The 17036-nt window shown below is 60.5% G+C and carries 22 protein-coding genes; 13 read left to right on the plus strand and 9 right to left on the minus strand.

Annotated elements, in window-relative coordinates; all coding sequences use genetic code 11:
* Positions 1-428 precede the first annotated feature (428 nt).
* Together guaB and NLK60_RS03560 are read left to right on the plus strand one after the other, a co-directional pair.
* Positions 429-1928 carry an IMP dehydrogenase gene (gene guaB, locus NLK60_RS03555; RefSeq protein WP_254809520.1) on the plus strand — a complete coding sequence of 500 codons (1500 nt, stop codon included), beginning with the start codon at positions 429-431 and terminating at the stop codon, positions 1926-1928.
* A 193-nt stretch (positions 1929-2121) separates the two neighbouring features.
* Positions 2122-2505, plus strand: a complete 384-nt coding sequence (locus NLK60_RS03560) for a PaaI family thioesterase (protein ID WP_254809521.1) — start codon at positions 2122-2124, stop codon at positions 2503-2505.
* 1 nt (position 2506) lies between these two features.
* Here NLK60_RS03560 and NLK60_RS03565 read toward each other — a convergent pair whose 3' ends face one another.
* Positions 2507-3913, minus strand: coding sequence for a cytochrome P450 (locus NLK60_RS03565; protein ID WP_254809522.1), 1407 nt, complete (start codon positions 3911-3913; stop codon positions 2507-2509).
* 86 nt (positions 3914-3999) lie between these two features.
* Between NLK60_RS03565 and NLK60_RS03570 the strand changes: the two genes are divergently transcribed.
* On the plus strand, positions 4000-4689 hold the full coding sequence (locus NLK60_RS03570) for a helix-turn-helix domain-containing protein (protein WP_254809523.1): 690 nt from the start codon (positions 4000-4002) through the stop codon (positions 4687-4689).
* Positions 4690-4841: 152 nt separating this feature from the next.
* Here the strand turns inward: NLK60_RS03570 and NLK60_RS03575 are convergent, their stop codons facing one another.
* Positions 4842-5480 carry a helix-turn-helix domain-containing protein gene (locus NLK60_RS03575; protein ID WP_254809524.1) on the minus strand — a complete coding sequence of 213 codons (639 nt, stop codon included), beginning with the start codon at positions 5478-5480 and terminating at the stop codon, positions 4842-4844.
* 85 nt (positions 5481-5565) lie between these two features.
* Between NLK60_RS03575 and paaA the strand changes: the two genes are divergently transcribed.
* The 6 genes from paaA to NLK60_RS03605 all read left to right on the plus strand — a co-directional run bounded on the left by paaA (position 5566) and on the right by NLK60_RS03605 (position 9073).
* Positions 5566-6507: a 1,2-phenylacetyl-CoA epoxidase subunit PaaA gene (gene paaA, locus NLK60_RS03580; protein WP_254809525.1), complete on the plus strand. Its 942-nt coding sequence runs from the start codon at positions 5566-5568 to the stop codon at positions 6505-6507.
* Between the two features lie 3 nt (positions 6508-6510).
* Positions 6511-6849 carry a 1,2-phenylacetyl-CoA epoxidase subunit PaaB gene (gene paaB, locus NLK60_RS03585; protein WP_254809526.1) on the plus strand — a complete coding sequence of 113 codons (339 nt, stop codon included), beginning with the start codon at positions 6511-6513 and terminating at the stop codon, positions 6847-6849.
* Entirely contained in the window at positions 6846-7703 is an 858-nt protein-coding gene (gene paaC / locus NLK60_RS03590) for a 1,2-phenylacetyl-CoA epoxidase subunit PaaC (protein WP_254809527.1), read from the plus strand. Before paaB ends, paaC begins: the two co-directional genes overlap by 4 nt.
* Before the next feature lie 153 nt (positions 7704-7856).
* A complete protein-coding gene (paaD, locus tag NLK60_RS03595) occupies positions 7857-8306 on the plus strand; it encodes a 1,2-phenylacetyl-CoA epoxidase subunit PaaD (protein ID WP_254810419.1) in 450 nt (149 codons plus the stop codon).
* A gap of 1 nt (position 8307) precedes the next feature.
* Positions 8308-8478, plus strand: coding sequence for a 1,2-phenylacetyl-CoA epoxidase subunit PaaE (paaE, locus tag NLK60_RS03600; RefSeq protein ID WP_254809528.1), 171 nt, complete (start codon positions 8308-8310; stop codon positions 8476-8478).
* 118 nt (positions 8479-8596) lie between these two features.
* On the plus strand, positions 8597-9073 hold the full coding sequence (locus NLK60_RS03605; RefSeq protein WP_254809529.1) for a hypothetical protein: 477 nt from the start codon (positions 8597-8599) through the stop codon (positions 9071-9073).
* Positions 9074-9167: 94 nt separating this feature from the next.
* Here NLK60_RS03605 and NLK60_RS03610 read toward each other — a convergent pair whose 3' ends face one another.
* From NLK60_RS03610 to NLK60_RS03620, 3 genes are all read right to left on the minus strand, one after another.
* Positions 9168-10934 (minus strand): YcaO-like family protein, encoded by a 1767-nt coding sequence (locus NLK60_RS03610; protein WP_254809530.1) that lies wholly within the window; start codon positions 10932-10934, stop codon positions 9168-9170.
* A gap of 129 nt (positions 10935-11063) precedes the next feature.
* A complete protein-coding gene (locus NLK60_RS03615) occupies positions 11064-11510 on the minus strand; it encodes an RNA-binding protein (protein ID WP_254809531.1) in 447 nt (148 codons plus the stop codon).
* A gap of 61 nt (positions 11511-11571) precedes the next feature.
* Complete coding sequence (locus NLK60_RS03620) at positions 11572-11784, minus strand: DUF1918 domain-containing protein (protein ID WP_254809532.1); 213 nt, start codon at positions 11782-11784, stop codon at positions 11572-11574.
* Positions 11785-11969: 185 nt separating this feature from the next.
* Here NLK60_RS03620 and NLK60_RS03625 point away from each other — a divergent pair, with 185 nt between their 5' ends.
* Entirely contained in the window at positions 11970-12425 is a 456-nt protein-coding gene (locus NLK60_RS03625) for an Hsp20/alpha crystallin family protein (protein ID WP_254809533.1), read from the plus strand.
* 15 nt (positions 12426-12440) lie between these two features.
* Here the strand turns inward: NLK60_RS03625 and NLK60_RS03630 are convergent, their stop codons facing one another.
* The gene (locus NLK60_RS03630; protein WP_254809534.1) at positions 12441-13460 is read right to left on the minus strand and encodes a DHH family phosphoesterase; all 1020 of its coding nucleotides are present in this window, start codon (positions 13458-13460) and stop codon (positions 12441-12443) included.
* Positions 13461-13584: 124 nt separating this feature from the next.
* Entirely contained in the window at positions 13585-14046 is a 462-nt protein-coding gene (locus tag NLK60_RS03635; protein ID WP_254809535.1) for a MaoC/PaaZ C-terminal domain-containing protein, read from the minus strand.
* 83 nt (positions 14047-14129) lie between these two features.
* Between NLK60_RS03635 and NLK60_RS03640 the strand changes: the two genes are divergently transcribed.
* The 3 genes from NLK60_RS03640 (at position 14130) to NLK60_RS03650 (ending at position 16171) form a co-directional block, all read left to right on the plus strand.
* The gene (locus tag NLK60_RS03640) at positions 14130-14354 is read left to right on the plus strand and encodes a hypothetical protein (protein ID WP_254809536.1); all 225 of its coding nucleotides are present in this window, start codon (positions 14130-14132) and stop codon (positions 14352-14354) included.
* Positions 14355-14433: 79 nt separating this feature from the next.
* Positions 14434-15720 (plus strand): histidinol dehydrogenase, encoded by a 1287-nt coding sequence (hisD, locus tag NLK60_RS03645; RefSeq protein WP_254809537.1) that lies wholly within the window; start codon positions 14434-14436, stop codon positions 15718-15720.
* An 82-nt stretch (positions 15721-15802) separates the two neighbouring features.
* The gene (locus tag NLK60_RS03650) at positions 15803-16171 is read left to right on the plus strand and encodes a HesB/IscA family protein (RefSeq protein ID WP_254809538.1); all 369 of its coding nucleotides are present in this window, start codon (positions 15803-15805) and stop codon (positions 16169-16171) included.
* Between the two features lie 254 nt (positions 16172-16425).
* Here the strand turns inward: NLK60_RS03650 and NLK60_RS03655 are convergent, their stop codons facing one another.
* Together NLK60_RS03655 and NLK60_RS03660 are read right to left on the minus strand one after the other, a co-directional pair.
* Complete coding sequence (locus NLK60_RS03655; protein ID WP_254809539.1) at positions 16426-16626, minus strand: dodecin; 201 nt, start codon at positions 16624-16626, stop codon at positions 16426-16428.
* A 78-nt stretch (positions 16627-16704) separates the two neighbouring features.
* Positions 16705-17022 (minus strand): thiamine-binding protein, encoded by a 318-nt coding sequence (locus NLK60_RS03660; protein ID WP_254810420.1) that lies wholly within the window; start codon positions 17020-17022, stop codon positions 16705-16707.
* Positions 17023-17036 lie beyond the last annotated feature (14 nt).

The raw sequence follows: 17036 nt of genomic DNA on the forward strand, positions 1-17036 counted from the left end.
GCGAAAATGGTCAGCCAAGTGGACTATCGGTGCAATACGGATCACAATGACTCGAGTGACAGGCTGAGTAGTTCGTCAAGCCTGAATATGTAAGGCGAACCGATAGCGATTGTCGGGTTCGGCGTACACGTCATCGTTTGACGGAGTACTGAGAGACGTCCGTTCGATAGTCTGAGTGGGGGATACGAACCCTCTCCAGAGCGAGTTTATCCGGTGTGTTGACCGGCTTCCGTGTAACTCTTGCACCGAGCTCGTTAGGAGCCGTACATCGGGCCTGTTATACCGTCGGACAGAGGCTTTGATAGACTGTCGCCGGGAACGTCCTCCAGCGAAACTATCAACCGTTTTGTCCGACGGTATAGGAGAGACGTTCACACACGGTCAGCCGTTCTCGCAACGCTTTTCAACGCTGGTTCCGGACAGTTTACATGGCGAACGACGTTCCCGAGAACGAACCGTATTCTTCGAAGTTGCGTGTACCGGAAGCGTTGACTTTTGATGACGTATTGCTCCGTCCGAAAGAGAGTCGAGTCGAGCCCGACGAGGCCGACTTGCGCTCACGCGTCTCGAAAAACGTCGAGGTTTCCGTCCCGATTCTGTCGGCGGCGATGGACACTGTCACCGAGAGCGACCTGGCAACCGCGATGGCTCGACACGGCGGTCTTGGCGTGTTGCACCGAAACATGAACATCGACCAGATGGTCGAATCGATTACCCAGGTCAAACGTGCCGACGAACTCATTATTCCGTTCGAGGACGTCGTGACGGCAGACCCCGAGATGAGCGTTCGAGCAGCCGACGAGATGATGGTTCGTAAGGGCGTTGGCGGCGCCCCGGTCGTCAACACCAACGGTGAAGTCCTGGGGATTATCTCGAGCACAGATATTCGTCCACACCTCGAGGTCGGGGAGAACGACCCGGTCACGGCAGCGATGACCGACGAGGTCATTACAGCTCCGCAGGATATCGACGCCCGCGATGCGTTCGACCTGATGTACGAACACAAAATCGAGCGCGTCCCCGTCGTGGATGACGAGAACCTGTTGGTGGGGCTCGTGACGATGCAGGGTATCTTACAGCGCCGGGAGTACAAAGAGGCCGCCCGCGACGAGGACGGTCGCCTGCGCTGTGGTGTCGCTGTCGGCCCGTTCGAAACCGACCGCGCAACTGCTGCCGACGAGGCCGGTGCGGACGTGCTGTTCATCGACTGTGCACACGCACACAACCTGAACGTCATCGACGGCGCTCGAGAAATTAAAGAATCCGTCGACGCTGACGTCGTCGTAGGCAACGTCGGGACGCGAGAGGCAGCCGAGGACCTGGTCGGGTTTGCCGACGGGATAAAAGTCGGTATCGGGCCCGGTTCGATCTGTACGACTCGCGTCGTCTCCGGTGCTGGAATGCCCCAGATCACGGCCGTTTCGCAGGTCGCAGACGTCGCTAGCGAAAACGACGTTCCCGTGATCGCAGACGGCGGTATCCGGTACTCCGGCGACGCGATCAAAGCAATCGCCGCCGGGGCGGATGCGGTCATGCTCGGCTCGTACTTCGCTGGCACAGACGAGGCACCGGGCCGCGTCGTTACGATGAACGGCAAACGCTACAAGCAGTACCGCGGTATGGGCTCGGTCGGTGCCATGAAATCCGGTGATGGCGACCGCTATCTCAAAGACGACCCCGAAGACGACGAGGAGTACGTCCCGGAAGGCGTCGAAGCTGCGACGCCGTACAAGGGCACCCTCGAGTCGGAACTCCACCAGCTCGCTGGCGGGATGCAGTCGGGAATGGGTTACGTCGGTGCAGAGACCATTCCGGAGTTCAAATCGCGCGCCGAGTTCGTTCGCGTCTCCGCTGCCGGACAGGCCGAAGGTCACGCACACGACGTCGTGATCACCGACGAGGCACCGAACTACTCGCCACAGGAGTAGCGGGTACTCACGTCCAGACTCGGGAGGTGTACCTGGAAGCCGAGAAGCACAAGGATACGCGCCATCTGTTCCAATTTCGTTTCGAGTCTACCCGGATTTTGAAAGGCTTTTGCGACACAACCGTTCGATACGGAGGGCACCACACCGAAGTCCACCCCTATCGTTTATGCAGGATGACCGTCCACGTCACCGTATGGACATCGAAGCCTTCTTCGAGGAGATGCCGTTTGCCGACCTGCTCGGCGTCGAAGTACTCGAGGCAGCAGACGGTCACGCCGAAGGGCGACTCGAGATGCGGGAATCGCTATCGTGGAACGCCGACCGGTTGATGGCCCACGGCGGCGTCACGTTCACGCTGGCTGACACCGTCGGTGGAGCGGCCCTCGTCTCGGAGGTCGATCAACCCGTACCGACCATCGACATGCGAATCGATTACCTGTCCGCCGGAACGGGTGACCTGTATGCCGAAGCTGACGTCGTTCGCTGTGGCGGGGATGTTGGCGTCGTCGACGTCGACGTCTACAGCGAGGACGAGACACTCATCGCGGACGCTCGCGGCGTCTACAAGACCGGTTGAGCTATCGCTCTCGTAACCGAACACGAACGTCTTCCGCCGGTTGGAGGGTCGCGCCTGGCTCGAGTTCCGGCTCTGGGTCGCTGCACAGTTCGACGTCGAATCGTTGCCAGAGCGTTGCCAGCACGACCGTGAGTTCGAGCATGGCAAATCGCATCCCGATACAGTGGCGTGCACCGCCGCCGAAGGGGAAGTACGCGTACTCTGGACGGGTGTCGTCGATTTCCTCACGCCACCTATCTGGCCGGAACGCTTCGGGTTCATCGTAAAAACGAGCGTCACGATGTATCTGGTACTGTGGCAACGAGAGAACAGACCCTTCCGGAATCTCGTATCCACCGATTGTTACGTCACTCGTCGGTTTCCGGAAGATGATGTATGCGGGCGGGTACAGTCGCATCACCTCACGAAGCACACGGTCAGTGTACTCGAGTCGCGTCACGTCCTCGAACGATGGGGCCCGACCGCCAAGGACTTCCTCGAGTTCCTCCTCGAGTCGGGTACGAACGTCCGCATGCTGAGTGAGCGTGAGGAACGTGTACGTGAGCACGAGCGACGTCGTTTCGTGGCCGGCGAAGGTAAATGTGATCAGGTTATCTCGTATTTCGGCTTCCGAAAGCTGATAGCCATCCGTGTCGCGTTGGTGCAACAACAACGAAAGGAGGTCGTCACCCGGTTTCGACGCCGATTCGTTTTCCCGTCGTCGTGTTTCTATCAAGGTGTCAACGCGGTCTCGATAGGCGTCCATAGTTCGACGATAACGCCGGTTCCCCGGTGTTGGGAGCCATCGTGGGAGGAGCCCCATGACGCTCCGAGAGTTGCTCTGATCGTTGATCAGTTGGGCCGCTCGAGTCACCGCGTCGTCTTCTCCTGGCTCAAGTTCGATATCGAAGAGGGCTTTAGCCAGAATTCGGAGCGTCAACCGTGAAAAGGCCCTATTGAGAGCGATTTCCTCACCCGGCCCCCAGGCGTCTGCAGTTTCCTCGGCGTACTCCGCCATCGTCTCCGTGTACGATCGTATCCGGTCGACGGTAAACGCTGGCTGCATGCGTTGACGTTGGTTGGCCCACTGCTCGCCGTCGTTGAACAGAATGCCTTCGGGGGCGAAATCGAACCCCTGGTCGGCAAACAGATATCGCTCGAACGACTGCGGTTCCTCGACGAGTACTCGCTGGACATGCTCCGGGTGGAACAACGCTGTTGCCGTGTTCCCCACGATCTGGTATCGAACCACGTCGCCGTAGCTGTGCAGTTCTTCGAGAAAATCCAGCGGTTCTCGGATGATGCGATGAGCGCTCCCGAGAATCGGATAGCCGTCCGGACCAGGCGGTTCTCGTCTCGAACCGGAGGCAGTACTTGAGGGCCGGGATGACGCCTCCCCGTTGGAGTCGGTATCCGAGTGTACTGGCATACGTGTCACTACACTTGCACGCACCTTCGAACTGTGGCCGAAGCACCTAGATGATTTTTATGTACCCTGGGAACTTCGTTCGCCCAATGCGATATCTCGAGACCTGGCTCGAGCAACCGGAGTGGATGATGCACCCGATGCAATCGTTTATTCGTCGGACCGACGCCGTGCGCTACGAAGAACTGCTGGCGTGGACTGTCGACCCCGGCACCGACCTCGAGTACGAACTGTTCTACGTCGACGGTGACCTCGAAGCGTATCGGCCAGTGCTGGAGCAGGTCGATTCCGTCCGTCGCCACACGATTACTCCGATCGATGACGGTTCGTTTTACGTGTACGTTTGCCAGGAAACACGACCCGAAGACGCCGGCTGGCGCAACGCGTTTACCGACCGCGACCTCGTCGTCATCCCACCGGTTCGGTTCGATGACAGTGCACGAATGGGGCTCACGGTCGTCGGTTCGGACCCTGATTTACAGGGACTCCTCGAGGATATGCCCCAGGCCATCGACGTCGAGATCGTCCAGATAGGTGACTTCGACCGCCGCGGGAGCACTATCGCCCGGCGACTGACCGATCGACAACTCGAGGCGATTGTGACTGCCTACGAGCGTGGGTACTACGACGTGCCGCGAAGCGGGACGCTGACAGACGTGGCCGATGCCCTCCAGATAGCCGAAAGCAGCGCCTCAGTGACGCTTCGACGGGCTGAGTCGGTGCTCGTCGAAACGGCATTACGTCAGTATGGCGTCCGGAAGGGATTGGAGGAACGATAGCTGGGTACCCATATTGATAGTAATATTATAGTAATTTACTACTGGCTCAAGATTTACATTGTTCATAGACCGTAGTTACTTCGGCTCCAGTACTAATGTGGATTCGATAAAAAGCGCTCGAGCCCTCCCTGGGAACAAGTACGGAAAGGCGCTCAATCGAACAACTGACCGAATACACCACGCTGCCCCCGTCGTAATCGCTCCAGAAACGCCGATTTGCTGATGTCGAGTTCGGCGGCCACCTCCGAAGCTGTCGCGGCCTTCGGAATTTCGAAATACCCCATTTCGTAGGCTGCCTGAAGCGCTGCTTCCTGTGCGGGGCTGAAGTCCCATCGGTGTGCAACAGCATGGTCGTCTTCGTCCCCCAACGGGTACATCCGCTGGAGGGTGACGCCAACGGTTTCACCAGCGGCCTCGAGCACGCCCTGGAGAACGTCACGACCCACGACAGCGCCAGTGTAGCGTTCTTCACCGTCGACGTACTGCATCGAATCGACGAGAAATCCGGCGTCAATCAGTTCGTGGACGACGCAGGGTTCCCGGGACAGACAGCGAAAATTCTGGCGATCGTTCGTCCGTGCGACGTGGAGATATCGTATCCGACTATCGTCATCGAGCACGGCAGCGAGCCCCGAGTCGGCTGGGCTGCTAAACTGCAACAGCGTGTTCCCATCACCACGCCGTTGTGGGGGTTCGGCGTCGACCGTCAACCCCGTCGCCGCTGTCGCCTCTGCGAGCGGACAGCGGTCACCGCTCACGGCGAATTCGACGACGAGGCACTCCTCGATCATGATACTAAGGGTGTGCCCACGACATATATAAATGCCGTCCATAGACGGGCCAACAGGTAGGCAAGACGAAACCGAATAATTGTTCATGGACCTCGAGACCGTCAAGGATCGTGCGGGTCCGCGGGCGTTTAGCCCCAAGCACGATCTGCCGGAGGAGTACCGCAAAGCCGCAACCCGAATGATCCAGTTCCACGCTAACTCAGAGATTATGGGCGCATATCTCGAGCGCCCGTTCATCCGACAGGCACCCTCCCTCGACCGGAAGCTGGCGTTTTCAGCGAAGGTGCAAGACGAAATCGGTCACGGGCAGTTGCTCTACCGTGCAGCCGAATCCCTGGGGATCAAAACCCGAGACGAAATGCTCGACGAACTCGCCAACGGCGAAGGAAAGTTCCTCAACTGCTTTCACTACCCGATGGAGAGCTGGACCGAAACGCCGATGATCGGCTTTTTCGTCGACGGAGCCGCGATGCGCCGACAGGCAACCCTGAAAAAGGTCAGCTGGGAGCCCTACGCCCACGCCATGGACAAAATCTGCTTCGAGGAAGGGTTCCACGTCAAACACGGCGAAGACATCCTTCGTGAACTTGCTACCGGATCGCGAAAAGAACAGGAGATGCTCCAGGAGGCGTTCGACCAGTGGTGGCCACGAATCATCCAGTTCTTCGGCCCAACTGACGACAAAAGCACCCACCACGACTTCTCGAGCGAAGTCGGCCTCAAACTGATGAGCAACGACGAACTTCGAAGCGCCTTCCTCACGGCGTACGTCCCCAAGGCAAAGAAATACGGCCTCGAGATTCCCGACGAGCCGCGCATCGAAAAGCGCGACGACGGTACGTACAAAGTCGTCGAAGACGACCTCGACTGGGACGAGTTCTTCACCATCGCGAAGAACAACTCCGCGGGCAGCAAAGAACAGATCGGGAAACGCCAGGACACCCAGGAAGCAGTGGAGTGGGTGCGCAGCGTCCTCGACGAGAACGAACGAACAACGACGGGCACCGCCCCGCAGGCGGCAGACTGAACCATGATCTGGGAAGTTTTCAGACAGGAGAAACCGGGCGGCTATCACACCCACTGTGGGAACGTCCACGCACCGGACGCACAGATGGCGAAACTGTTCGCCGAGGTCCAACACGGTCGGCGAAAACCGACGAACAGCCTCTGGGTCGTTCCCCAGCAGGAAGTGGCCGAGGTCGACGCCGAGGAGGCGAACTTTGGCGGCACGACGGACAAATCCTACCGGTGGGCGATGACGTACAACCGGGTGGACGAATCGTTCGCCGAGGAGGTCGCCGACTCACAGCGCGAGCAGGAGACGGCCGACCGTGAACGTGATGAGGTAACCGCAGGTGGGAACCGATGAGCGCCATCGAGCACCTCTCGGGGCCCGAAGACCTCGAGGACGACGAACGGGAAGCTGTCGAAACCCTGCTCTACCGGCTGGCTGACGACGAGTTCGTCATCGCCGAACGCTACACCGAGTGGCAGGTTCGCTCCCCGACCCTCGAGTCGGACCTCGCGCTCTCGAACATCGCCCAGGACGAACTGGGTCACGCCCGCCTGTGGTACGACCTCCTCGAGGACTTCGGCTATACGGAAGCCGAACTCCTCTGGGAGCGAGATCCCGCAGATTTCAGACACTCGACGATGGTCGAACTCCCCTTCGAGACGGGCGACTGGGCCGACGCAATCGTCCGGTCGTACCTCTACGACGAGGCCGAAGCGCTCAGACTCGAGGCGCTCGAGGACTCATCGTACCCGCGAATCGTCGACCGTGTCGGCAAGGTGCTGGGCGAGGAAACCTATCATCGCGAACACGCGACCAACTGGCTCGAGCGACTGGCCGGGACCGACGACGGGCGAGAACAGGTGCAAAACGCCGTCGACCGCGTGTTTCCCCACGCACTCACCCTGTTCGAGCCGGTCGATCCGGACGTCGAGCGCCGAATCGACGAGTACGGAATCCGCACCCGGTGCCTCGACGAACTGGCCACCGATTGGCTCGACCGTGTCGTCCCGTTCCTCGAGTCCCAGGGCATCGAGACGCCGGTGTCGGACTCGAGTGAAGTGACCACGGCTGACCTGCCGGACGTTCGCGGCCGTGATGGCACGCACACCGACGAGTGGTTCGACCTCTACGACGAATTTACCCACACGTACCGCGAACTCGGCCGGGACCGCGCCGACCGGATTATGTCGGACCCGGACGATGCGTAACTGTCCGGACGCAAAACGAGTAACCGATACTGCAAACACACCGAAATTATGACTGAAAAAACCCCCATCGGCGGCGAGAATCCAGGTTCATCTACCGAGGGAGAGAGTGACCGGCCTCCACGGAATGACCCCTCGAGTGAACTCGCTGCCGACGTGAGCGATGACCGACACGACGTCGACGTCTCGTTCGATAGCGACGCAGAACAGACACCGTGTGCGTACACCCGATACGTCGAGCGCGGTGACGTCGAAGGCCTCCCGGCGACCGGTGAGGAAGCCGTGGGAATCGAGCGAGCCGTGTGGGACGCACTCTACGCGGTTGAAGACCCCGAAATGCCGGTCTCCATCGTCGACCTCGGGCTGATTTACGGCGTCGAACTCGAGGAGGGCGACGATGGCGCCCACGTCAGAGTAATCATGACGCTCACCTACACTGGCTGTCCGGCCCGGAAAATGCTGAGCGACGAGGTTCGAGAGGCCGCAGCCTCCCCGGATGGGGTCGAATCCGCCGAACTCGAACTCGTCTGGAGTCCCTCCTGGTCGCTCGATATGGTTACCGAACAGGGGAAAGCCGACCTGCGAGAATTCGGCCTGAGTGTCTAACATGCGACGAACAACCGATCCAAGCGTCGAAACGGGTGGCGACTCGAGCGGTGCCGAGTGTCCGTACTGCGGCTCGAGTAATACCGTCAGAGAGCATCCGAAGGGACCCTCGCTGTGCCGATCGATGCACTACTGCAATGGCTGTGAACAGCCCTTCGAGAAGTTCGAGTAAAACGGACTGCAGCCAGGCGTTTTCAGGGTATTCCGAGCCGATTTATCGAACACCAGCTTCGGAGATCATTCGTCTGTGAAACAGTAGCCTTAGGACCCTTCATTCCCTAGCCAGGGGTGTGAATCGTCGGCACGTCCTCCAGTCAGCAGGTGTGGTGTCCCTCGGAGCCCTTGCAGGGTGTCTCGACGGCGTGAGAGAGCACTTTACCGGCAGTATCAGTACGAACGCGCCTATCGAAATATACAGTGCAGCAGAACGCTCGTACAACATCGCTCTCGAGGGGATCGACCCCGAATCCGGACGACAAACCTACGACCAGAGTTTTAGTGTCAATCCGAACGAGCGAGTGATTCCTCAGACCGCGGCACGGAACGGCCAACTCTTTCGAGTCACCCGGTTCGGGCACGACGACCTGAGCGGACGCCCCGGAGAGGACCTGGTCGAACAGGGAACCGTCGAGCGTGACACACAGCAGATAGACATTCACATCACCGACGACGATCTGACCCTGACCATCTCGAGGTCGGAAACTGAGACAAACAGCTCCGCAGACGGAGAAGAGCGGACCGACGGAGACTCCGCTTCCGCCGAGTGAGCCACCGAATGCGCCCCCAAACCGCACCCGTTGGTTCGTGACCTGATTTTGGACATAGCGTTTCGATTCGGAGAGACGTTGCCCAACTCTTCGCCTACGGATACGGGTGGAACGCTCGCTCGAGTCTGGGTTTGAAGCCCATCGATTCGGGAACCTCTCGCGCCCGGTCGCTGAAGTACGGGTCCCCCGTGAACAGCGGTTGGGCCTCCGGAACCACGACACGAACCGCTTCGAACCCGATTCCCTCGACATCTCGAGTGGTCAGCCGAGCCGCATAGGGCGTCAATCCGGCATCGGTTGCCCGCGTGAGGAGTGCTTCGAGGCGATCCGCACCGGTTGGAACGGGGTCAGGGCCGACCGTCTCGGCGGCGACCGACGTTTCCACGTCGACGAACTGACGGGCCTCGTCCGGAAACGAACCGTAGTGCCCGATTGCACCACCAGCTTCGTCGGCCCCCTCAGGGCCGAGACTCCGCAGTTCCATCCAGTTCTGCACGGCTTCCTCGAGCGCGCCCACGGCCGCCGCGGACGCATCGAGTCCGGCAGCCGACCCGATGGCAAAGTGTGGCCAGGACTCGTCGTACTCGTCGGTTGGAACCTCGAGGTCGCGGTGAACGGCCACCGCGACGACTGGCACGTCGACGTCCATCGTACACAGCAGGGCCGTGGTCTCCAGTCCCTCGCTTCGAGCCCGTTTTCGAAGCGTCGTGAACGCATCAACCTCGACCTCGAGGCCCAACGGCTCGAACGTGGAGTACCACGATAGCATGGTGGCGTCGCGCTCGAGGACTTCCGTCAGGCCCGAACACAGGGCGTCGACGGTCGACGAGCCGAGACCCAGACCGGTCGTAATCGAGGGGACGTGAGCCGTCCCCGGTTGTGGAAACTGCACCGCGGCAGCCGGAAGGTAGGTTCGGTCGCCAGTCTCGAGCGCTGTGGCCTCGACCCAGCGGATTTCTGTCTCCGGATCGTAGGTCGGAGAGTCTTCCTTTCGGGCGAGTGCCGTCGGTGAAACGGCGTTCGAGAGCTCACTCTCGCAGGCGTGAACGAAATCGCTATCTCGATAGGTGCCAGCACAATAGCGTTCGAGGCCCTCACCCACGGCTTTCATCAGGGCCCCGTTCCAGTCGGTAGCGACGCCCGCCGACTGTTGGGGTGCCTGCACGTCGCTGTAGGCCGAGGTGTCGGCCGTCGTCGCGAGGTAGTACGGTGCCGGGAACGACTCGAGTTCGCCGATGGACTCGATCAATCCGACGCGGTCGTCGATAGCGAGTTCGGCCCGGTCGACGGCCGCTTCGAGTGAGAGAGAGTCGTCGTCAGTGCGGTCGAGGGTCCGATCACGACCGCCATCTTCAGCCGGTTCCTGGCAGGAACAGCCGGGCACCGGGTGGAGCGTATGTCTCGCATAAGGCAGTTCGCGAACCTGTCCCAGAATCGACGGCTCGTCGCCGCTAAACAGCCGAATGCACTCGCGGCCGGCAATCGCGCCGGCCAACCGCGCCGCGCTCCGGTTAGCACGGGGCCTTTCATCGGCGTTCGCGGTCGTCGAGGCCACGCGCGCCTCGAGACACTCGAAACAACCACTCGCCGCCGACAGTCCGGAGACGGCCGCGTCGACGCCCTCGAGAGCGTGGCCACCGACGCCGCCGATTTCGACGGCGACCCAGGGTGTCCCCCCGGAGAGCGCCGCCTCGTTCGCTCGAGTGAAAGTCTCGGCCCCGACGACGTCGCTCACGACACCAAATCGGGCATCCGACAGGTCCGCAGGGCTGGCAGGGACGACCGAAATCGAGTCGACATCATCGAATGCAGCGGTGACCGCCGCACGAACCGGATCGTCTCCAACGACGTGTACGTCCATACTCGAGGCTCTCACGCAGAAGGCAAAAGCGCGGCGTTCGTCGGAGACCAGGAGTCTCCGTCAGGCGGCCAGTGCCGTCACTCGAGTTTCATCGACAGAGCTACCGACACGTCTCGGTAATGAGGCCAGTCAGGAATCCTGGGCCGCCGCAGCGAGGTCCGTCAAGACTTCCTCGGCGTTCTCGACCGCGTGTGCCTTTTTCGCCGGATAGGCCTCCACTTTCGCGCGGAACGTGATGCCGTCGCCAAGGGCCACCTCACCGCCGAACGCAGCCTGTTTGTCCAGTCGGAGGAACAGTTCACAGTTCTCGGTCACTCGGTCGTCGAGTTCCGCGATGAGAGTGTCGAACGCCTCGAGGTCAGTCAACTGGGAGAGCACGTGCCGAACGTCGTCTGCGTTCTCGACACGCGCCGAAAGGACGAGGATGCGGTCGCCGTAATGGCCCTCACTTTCGACACGTTGGATCTCGAATTCCTCGGGGAGAAAGCGGAGTAAGGCGTCTTGGACCCGTTTTTCGTCCTCCGTGGCGTAGCAGAACGTTCGCAAATCGACGTAATGAAGCGGTATCTGTGGCATCTGAGATTTCGATATCGGTATGTCGACCACTGGCCATCGTGAAACGGCCAGCTAACGTACCTTATTCTTCGTCGCCTTCGTCAGCCGGTTCCGCTTCGGGGGCCGCCTCGAGTGCGTCCTCGGGAACGCCCGACTCCTGTCCGTCCTCGAAGCTGATAGTGTAGGTGACGTCGCCGAACATCGACTCCATCGTCTGGGTGATGGTCCCGGTTTCGCCGTCGAACTCACTGTGTTTGTCGTGCAAGACGACCTGGTCGTCTTCGTCGAAGCTCATACTCGACTTTCCCCGTCACCGGGTAAAAAGGCCGTGATTCGTCGATGCAACTCGATCATGAGTGTCGAATCGATCGGAGTCGGCTCCATCATCATGGATCATCTCGAATACTGAGAAATCGACCAACATGAGAGTCACTCCAGTGCAGAATACCGTTTTTGAGGCTGTGCGGTGGAGTGGATGATATGGCCCGACGATCAAATCCGTTCGAAGACCTCGCAGAGTTGGTCGACCGACTGAGTCAAGAGTTCGAAACTGCGGCTCGTTCGTGGAATCCCGACGATACACGCGGGGGGTTCGGCTGGTCGCTCGAGGAGCGCGAACCGAGCATCGACCTGGCAGACCACGGCGACGCGTTCGTCGTCACCGCCGACGTTCCGGGCTATGCGGCCGATGACCTCGAGAGTCGTCTCAGCAACGGAACGTTACACATCAGTGGAACTCGGTCGGAGACGGACGAAACGACGGACGAGACGTTCATCAGACGGGAACGAACGACGCAATCGTTCGACCGGCGCGTCTCGATTCCGGAACCGGTCGACAGCGACGGCGTAAGCGCCACGCTGAACAACGGCGTCTTGACTATTCGCCTCGAAAAGGCAGAGCCGACAGCAGGGCAAGTCGGCATCGACATCGAGTGAACCAGGTAGCTGACGCTACGTGGAGGACGCCTCCTCGAGATTGAGCGCTTCGAAAAACCGTCGCCTGATCCGGGTGTCGACCAGTGAGAGCAGTGCTTCGTCATCGTCCCCGCCGTCGTCACCGAACAGTCCCAGTTCGATCCAGCCGCCAGCCATGTCATGGTGACCCCCAACCGAACCGAGGTCGCCAAAGGCCGCCCCGAGCAACTGACCGACGTTCACTCGCGGGTCGAGCGACCGGGCGCTGAGTCGGATCGTCCCGTCGATGATCCCGTAGGCGAGAACCGTGTCGACGCCTTCGACGTTGAGCAGGTATTCAGCAGCCTGTGGCAAGGCATCCGTCTCCGTCGTGCGCCCGACGCTGGCGATCATCGACGACCCGCGTTGTTTTCGGTCGACGATAGCCCGACCGATCGCGTCGATCGTCCCCGGAGAGAACGCGCTCCCGTAGAGTCGCTCGAGCGTCTCGAGGTCGGCGTCCCGATACACGGCAAGTGCAGCCTCGTACTCTCGAAGCGTGGGCTCGCGCAGGTAATCCAGGCGTTCGCGATGGAGGGCAAACAACAGCGCAGTCGCGAGCCGCGGCGGGATTGATAGCTCGAGCTCCTGAAGATACTCCACGAAGATGGTCGCCGTCGCCCCGTAATCCGTGCGCACGTCGGCAAACGCGGCTTCGATCGGCGGCCCTGGATGATGGTCCACCACGATCGACGGCTCGAGTTCGGTCGTCAAACTCGTATTGACGCCCTGTTTGGAGTGGTCGACGAACGCGATACAGTCGAACGAATCCAGGGGGACAGCTCCGATTGGTTCGACATCGATATCGAGCAGGTTGACGAAGGCCCGATTTTGCTGGTGAGATATCGACCCACCGTAGGTGATCGCGATGTTCGAAAGGTCGGCCTCGCTCGAGGTGGCGATCTCCTGTAGCGCGAGCGCGCTCGCCAGCGTATCCGGGTCGGGATTATCGTGACAGACGATCGCGAGCGAATCACACGCCTCTAGAACGCTCACGAGAGCCGCTGCACGTGACATACCTACAGTACGTCGACGACAGGCTTGAATTTCAGCCCCAGGTTCGCGTTGTTCGCTCTGGAACAAAAACAGTCACCGCCCGATGTCGGTCATCGGGTTGTGCACGAGTGAAAACCGTGGCCGATTACTTTCGAGACTTGATCAGGAACTTCATGTCACCTTCGAAGACGACCGTCCCCTCCTGGTTCGTCATCGTCGTATCGATGATCACGAGCCCCGAGTCGTCCCGACTCGAGAGGTCTTTGGTCTCGATTACCTCCATATCGAGCGAGATGGTGTCGCCCATGTTGACCGGTGCGGGGATATCCATGTAATTCATCCCGAGGAACGCCAGCACGGTTCGCTCGAGGAATCCACAGCGGTAGACGAAGCCGGTTGCCAAGATGAACGTCATCGGCCCGTGAGCGACGCGTTCGCCGAAGTACTCGTCGTCAGCGTAATGTCGGTTCGTGTGTAACTCGGTCCAGTCACCCGAAACCATCGAGTGGACGACGAAATCCGTCTCTGTGACCGTTCGCCCGACGCTTTCGAACTCCTGTCCTTCCTCGAAATCTTCGAAGTAATGTGGCTCGTAGCTGTACGGCATATATCCACGTTCACGGTATACTACCTTTAATTGTGATGGTTACATCTCACAAATGACTTATCGGCTCCCCTCGTAGCCCGCGTATGGACCAGGACGATTTCGTACGCCTCGCGTTCATCGCGTTCGGCCTCGTCATTTTGAGTTTCGTCATCCTCGGATTCAGTCGGCTCGTCGTCCCGTTTCGAGTCGCCCAGACGCTCGCCGCGCCCGTCGGCGTCATCGGGTTCGGCCTGGTCGTCTTCCTCTTTCTCCGCGCAACGGCCTCAGCAACGGGGATTGCCCCGATAGAAGAATCGGTGGAAGAGTAGCAAAAAACCAGGCCGCCACCACACAGACACCGCTGTCACGAAAGAAACCGTTTTTCACGCCCCGCTCGAAGCCCATTCTATGACAACGCTTTCGGTCACCGAAATTGCCGATCTCGGCCTCGAGGCCCGAGCGGCGCTGTTCGACCGCGACGCCGGGATCGACGCGGCGAGAAACGACGCCCGCGAGATCGTCGAGCGCGTCCGCGAAGAGGGTGACGTCGCCGTGCGAGAGTTCTGTAGAACCTACGACGACGTCGACGTCGGCAACCTCGAGATTACGGACGATTGTGAACGGGCCGTCGAGGAAATCCCCGACGACGTGCGAGCGGCCATCGAAACCGCCATCGACAACGTTCGCGAATTTCACGAGGCACAGGTCCCCGACGACTGGCGACGGGAGTTCGATGACGGGCGAGAACTCGGTCGTCGCTTCCGGCCCCTCGAGCGCGTCGGCGTCTACGTCCCCGGTGGCCGTGCCGCGTACCCCTCGAGTGCGATTATGGGCGTCGTACCGGCCGTAGTCGCCGGCGTCGAACACGTCTCGGTCGTCACCCCGCCTGCTGATACGATCAATCCGGTGACGCTCGCCGCCATCCACCTCTCGGGGGCAGACGCGGTCTACAGCGTTGGCGGCGCACAGGGAATTGCCGCCCTCGCGTACGGCACGGAAACCGTGACTCGAGTCCAGAAAATCGTCGGTCCCGGAAATCGCTGGGTCACCGCCGCGAAGGCGCTGGTTCGCAACGACGTCGAAATCGACCTGCTCGCCGGCCCCAGCGAGATCGTCGTAATAGCCGACGAAACGGCCGACCCGGACTACGTCGCTGCCGAACTGCTCGCCCAGGCCGAACACGACCCTAACGCGTCCGTCGTCGCGGTCACCGACGACGAGGGGACGGCCCAGGCGATTACGGAAGCCGTCGATGCCCAACTGGCCCACCGGAAGCGCGCGGATACCATCGAAGCTGCCCTCGAGAGCGATGCAAGCGCGGTCTTGCTCGCCCGATCGATGAGCGAAGCCATCCTCTTCACCGAGGAGTACGCCCCTGAACACCTCTCGATCATCGCCGACGACGACGAATCGGTACTCGAGCGCATCGACAGTGCCGGCAGCGTCTTTCTCGGCCCCGATACACCGGTCGCCGCCGGTGACTACGCGAGCGGGACCAACCACGTCCTGCCTACCAACGGCGGAGCGAAAGTAACTGGCGGCCTTTCGGTTGACCACTTCCTCCGAGCGACGACCGTCCAGCGCCTCTCTAGGGACGGTCTTGCGTCGCTCGGCCCGACGATCACGACACTTGCTGAGGCCGAAGGCCTCGAGGCACACGCCGAAAGCGTCCGGGTTCGTCTCGAAGACGAGTAAACTCACCAAGGATCGAGTAAACGTACCCAGCGAAACCCGCCGTGGCGTCACAGTTAACATCCTCGCCACACAATACCAGTCTATGAGTACCGAAAGTGCGGATGGCGGCGGCGGCCGTCCCCGGATCGAGGTGACCGAAGTGGCCGCGGAGGAAGCACTCGATCTCCTCGAAGGCGAAGGCTTTGACACGGGTATCGCTGGTCTTCGACTGTTCGTCCAGCAAGGCGGCTGTGCCGGCCTCTCTTATGGGATGCGCTTCGACGAAGCGCCAGAGGAGGACGATTCGATCTACACCCATCACGACCTCCGAGTGTTCGTCGATCCGGCCAGCCTGAAATACATCGAGGGAAGCATGCTCGATTACGAGCGCGGACTCCAGGGCGAAGGCTTCCACGTCGAAAACCCGAACGTCGTCAGCGAGTGCGGGTGTGGCGAATCCTTCCGCACCTGAAACGAATTCTCGATATCTGACATCGGCGCTGGTGCATTCGACCGGCTAGTTACCGCTGAAAAAACGGCGAGACGGGTGTGTTATCGGGAGATTATACGGTTTACTGTAGTCTCTTACCCGTGATTGCCGACCGGTATGGACAATCACCGGTAAACAGCTATAGTAGCCAGTGAAACGATTTACACACCGACCGCGACGCCCGCTTGCGAGAGGGTGTGCAATGACTTTCACTGGCTACTATACAGCAGACCGTATTAGTCCTCGAGTTCGAACGCGACTGTGACTTCCGCCTGGTACTCCCGGTCTTCGACCGACGCGATTTCGACGCCCAGCTCGTCGACTTCAACCCAGTAGACGTTCTGCAAGGTCGCCTCCGCTCGGTCGATGGCGTCGTCTGCGGCGGCGTCGAAGCTCTCCGAACTCGTTCCGATCAGTGTGATCTTTTTGAACACCATAGCGAGTGACACTACCGCCTTTGGGGACTTAAACATGCACCCGAAATCGTCAATACAGGCCGGCCTCGAGGACCGTCACTACTCGCTTCTGTCGCTACTGGCTTTTCGACCGAGGTGTGCTTCCACCGCCTCGACCTTCGCTGCTGCATCGCCATCGCTCGAGCGTTTGTCGTCGATTTTGAGGAAGGTACTCACGCGGTCGCCGTCGACGGCCTCGTGAGCCGCCTGCACTGCATCGAGCAGTTCACCGATCTCCGCCGCCTCGATGGTCGTGCCCATCGGTCCCGTCTCGTACTCGACGTCGAAGTCCTCGAGTGCGTCGACGGCGTTGGCGACGTCTTCTGCCATGCTGTCTTCGGTGGCTGGTGCCGTGCTCAGAAAGCCGATGACGGTCATGGTTGTCTCGAGGT

Source organism: Natronosalvus amylolyticus (genome assembly GCF_024298845.1).
Lineage (GTDB): Archaea > Halobacteriota > Halobacteria > Halobacteriales > Natrialbaceae > Natronosalvus > Natronosalvus amylolyticus.

Excerpts from the sequence above, each read along its gene's own strand:
- guaB (WP_254809520.1), top strand. The coding sequence starts at position 429 with ATGGCGAACGACGTTCCCGAGAACGAACCGTATTCTTCGAAGTTGCGT.
- NLK60_RS03560 (WP_254809521.1), top strand. The coding sequence starts at position 2,122 with ATGGACATCGAAGCCTTCTTCGAGGAGATGCCGTTTGCCGACCTGCTC.
- NLK60_RS03565 (WP_254809522.1), bottom strand. The coding sequence starts at position 3,913 with ATGCCAGTACACTCGGATACCGACTCCAACGGGGAGGCGTCATCCCGG.
- NLK60_RS03570 (WP_254809523.1), top strand. The coding sequence starts at position 4,000 with ATGCGATATCTCGAGACCTGGCTCGAGCAACCGGAGTGGATGATGCAC.
- NLK60_RS03575 (WP_254809524.1), bottom strand. The coding sequence starts at position 5,480 with ATGATCGAGGAGTGCCTCGTCGTCGAATTCGCCGTGAGCGGTGACCGC.
- paaA (WP_254809525.1), top strand. The coding sequence starts at position 5,566 with ATGGACCTCGAGACCGTCAAGGATCGTGCGGGTCCGCGGGCGTTTAGC.
- paaB (WP_254809526.1), top strand. The coding sequence starts at position 6,511 with ATGATCTGGGAAGTTTTCAGACAGGAGAAACCGGGCGGCTATCACACC.
- paaC (WP_254809527.1), top strand. The coding sequence starts at position 6,846 with ATGAGCGCCATCGAGCACCTCTCGGGGCCCGAAGACCTCGAGGACGAC.
- paaE (WP_254809528.1), top strand. The coding sequence starts at position 8,308 with ATGCGACGAACAACCGATCCAAGCGTCGAAACGGGTGGCGACTCGAGC.
- NLK60_RS03610 (WP_254809530.1), bottom strand. The coding sequence starts at position 10,934 with ATGGACGTACACGTCGTTGGAGACGATCCGGTTCGTGCGGCGGTCACC.
- NLK60_RS03615 (WP_254809531.1), bottom strand. The coding sequence starts at position 11,510 with ATGCCACAGATACCGCTTCATTACGTCGATTTGCGAACGTTCTGCTAC.
- NLK60_RS03620 (WP_254809532.1), bottom strand. The coding sequence starts at position 11,784 with ATGAGCTTCGACGAAGACGACCAGGTCGTCTTGCACGACAAACACAGT.
- NLK60_RS03625 (WP_254809533.1), top strand. The coding sequence starts at position 11,970 with ATGGCCCGACGATCAAATCCGTTCGAAGACCTCGCAGAGTTGGTCGAC.
- NLK60_RS03630 (WP_254809534.1), bottom strand. The coding sequence starts at position 13,460 with ATGTCACGTGCAGCGGCTCTCGTGAGCGTTCTAGAGGCGTGTGATTCG.
- NLK60_RS03635 (WP_254809535.1), bottom strand. The coding sequence starts at position 14,046 with ATGCCGTACAGCTACGAGCCACATTACTTCGAAGATTTCGAGGAAGGA.
- NLK60_RS03640 (WP_254809536.1), top strand. The coding sequence starts at position 14,130 with ATGGACCAGGACGATTTCGTACGCCTCGCGTTCATCGCGTTCGGCCTC.
- hisD (WP_254809537.1), top strand. The coding sequence starts at position 14,434 with ATGACAACGCTTTCGGTCACCGAAATTGCCGATCTCGGCCTCGAGGCC.
- NLK60_RS03650 (WP_254809538.1), top strand. The coding sequence starts at position 15,803 with ATGAGTACCGAAAGTGCGGATGGCGGCGGCGGCCGTCCCCGGATCGAG.
- NLK60_RS03655 (WP_254809539.1), bottom strand. The coding sequence starts at position 16,626 with ATGGTGTTCAAAAAGATCACACTGATCGGAACGAGTTCGGAGAGCTTC.
- NLK60_RS03660 (WP_254810420.1), bottom strand. The coding sequence starts at position 17,022 with ATGACCGTCATCGGCTTTCTGAGCACGGCACCAGCCACCGAAGACAGC.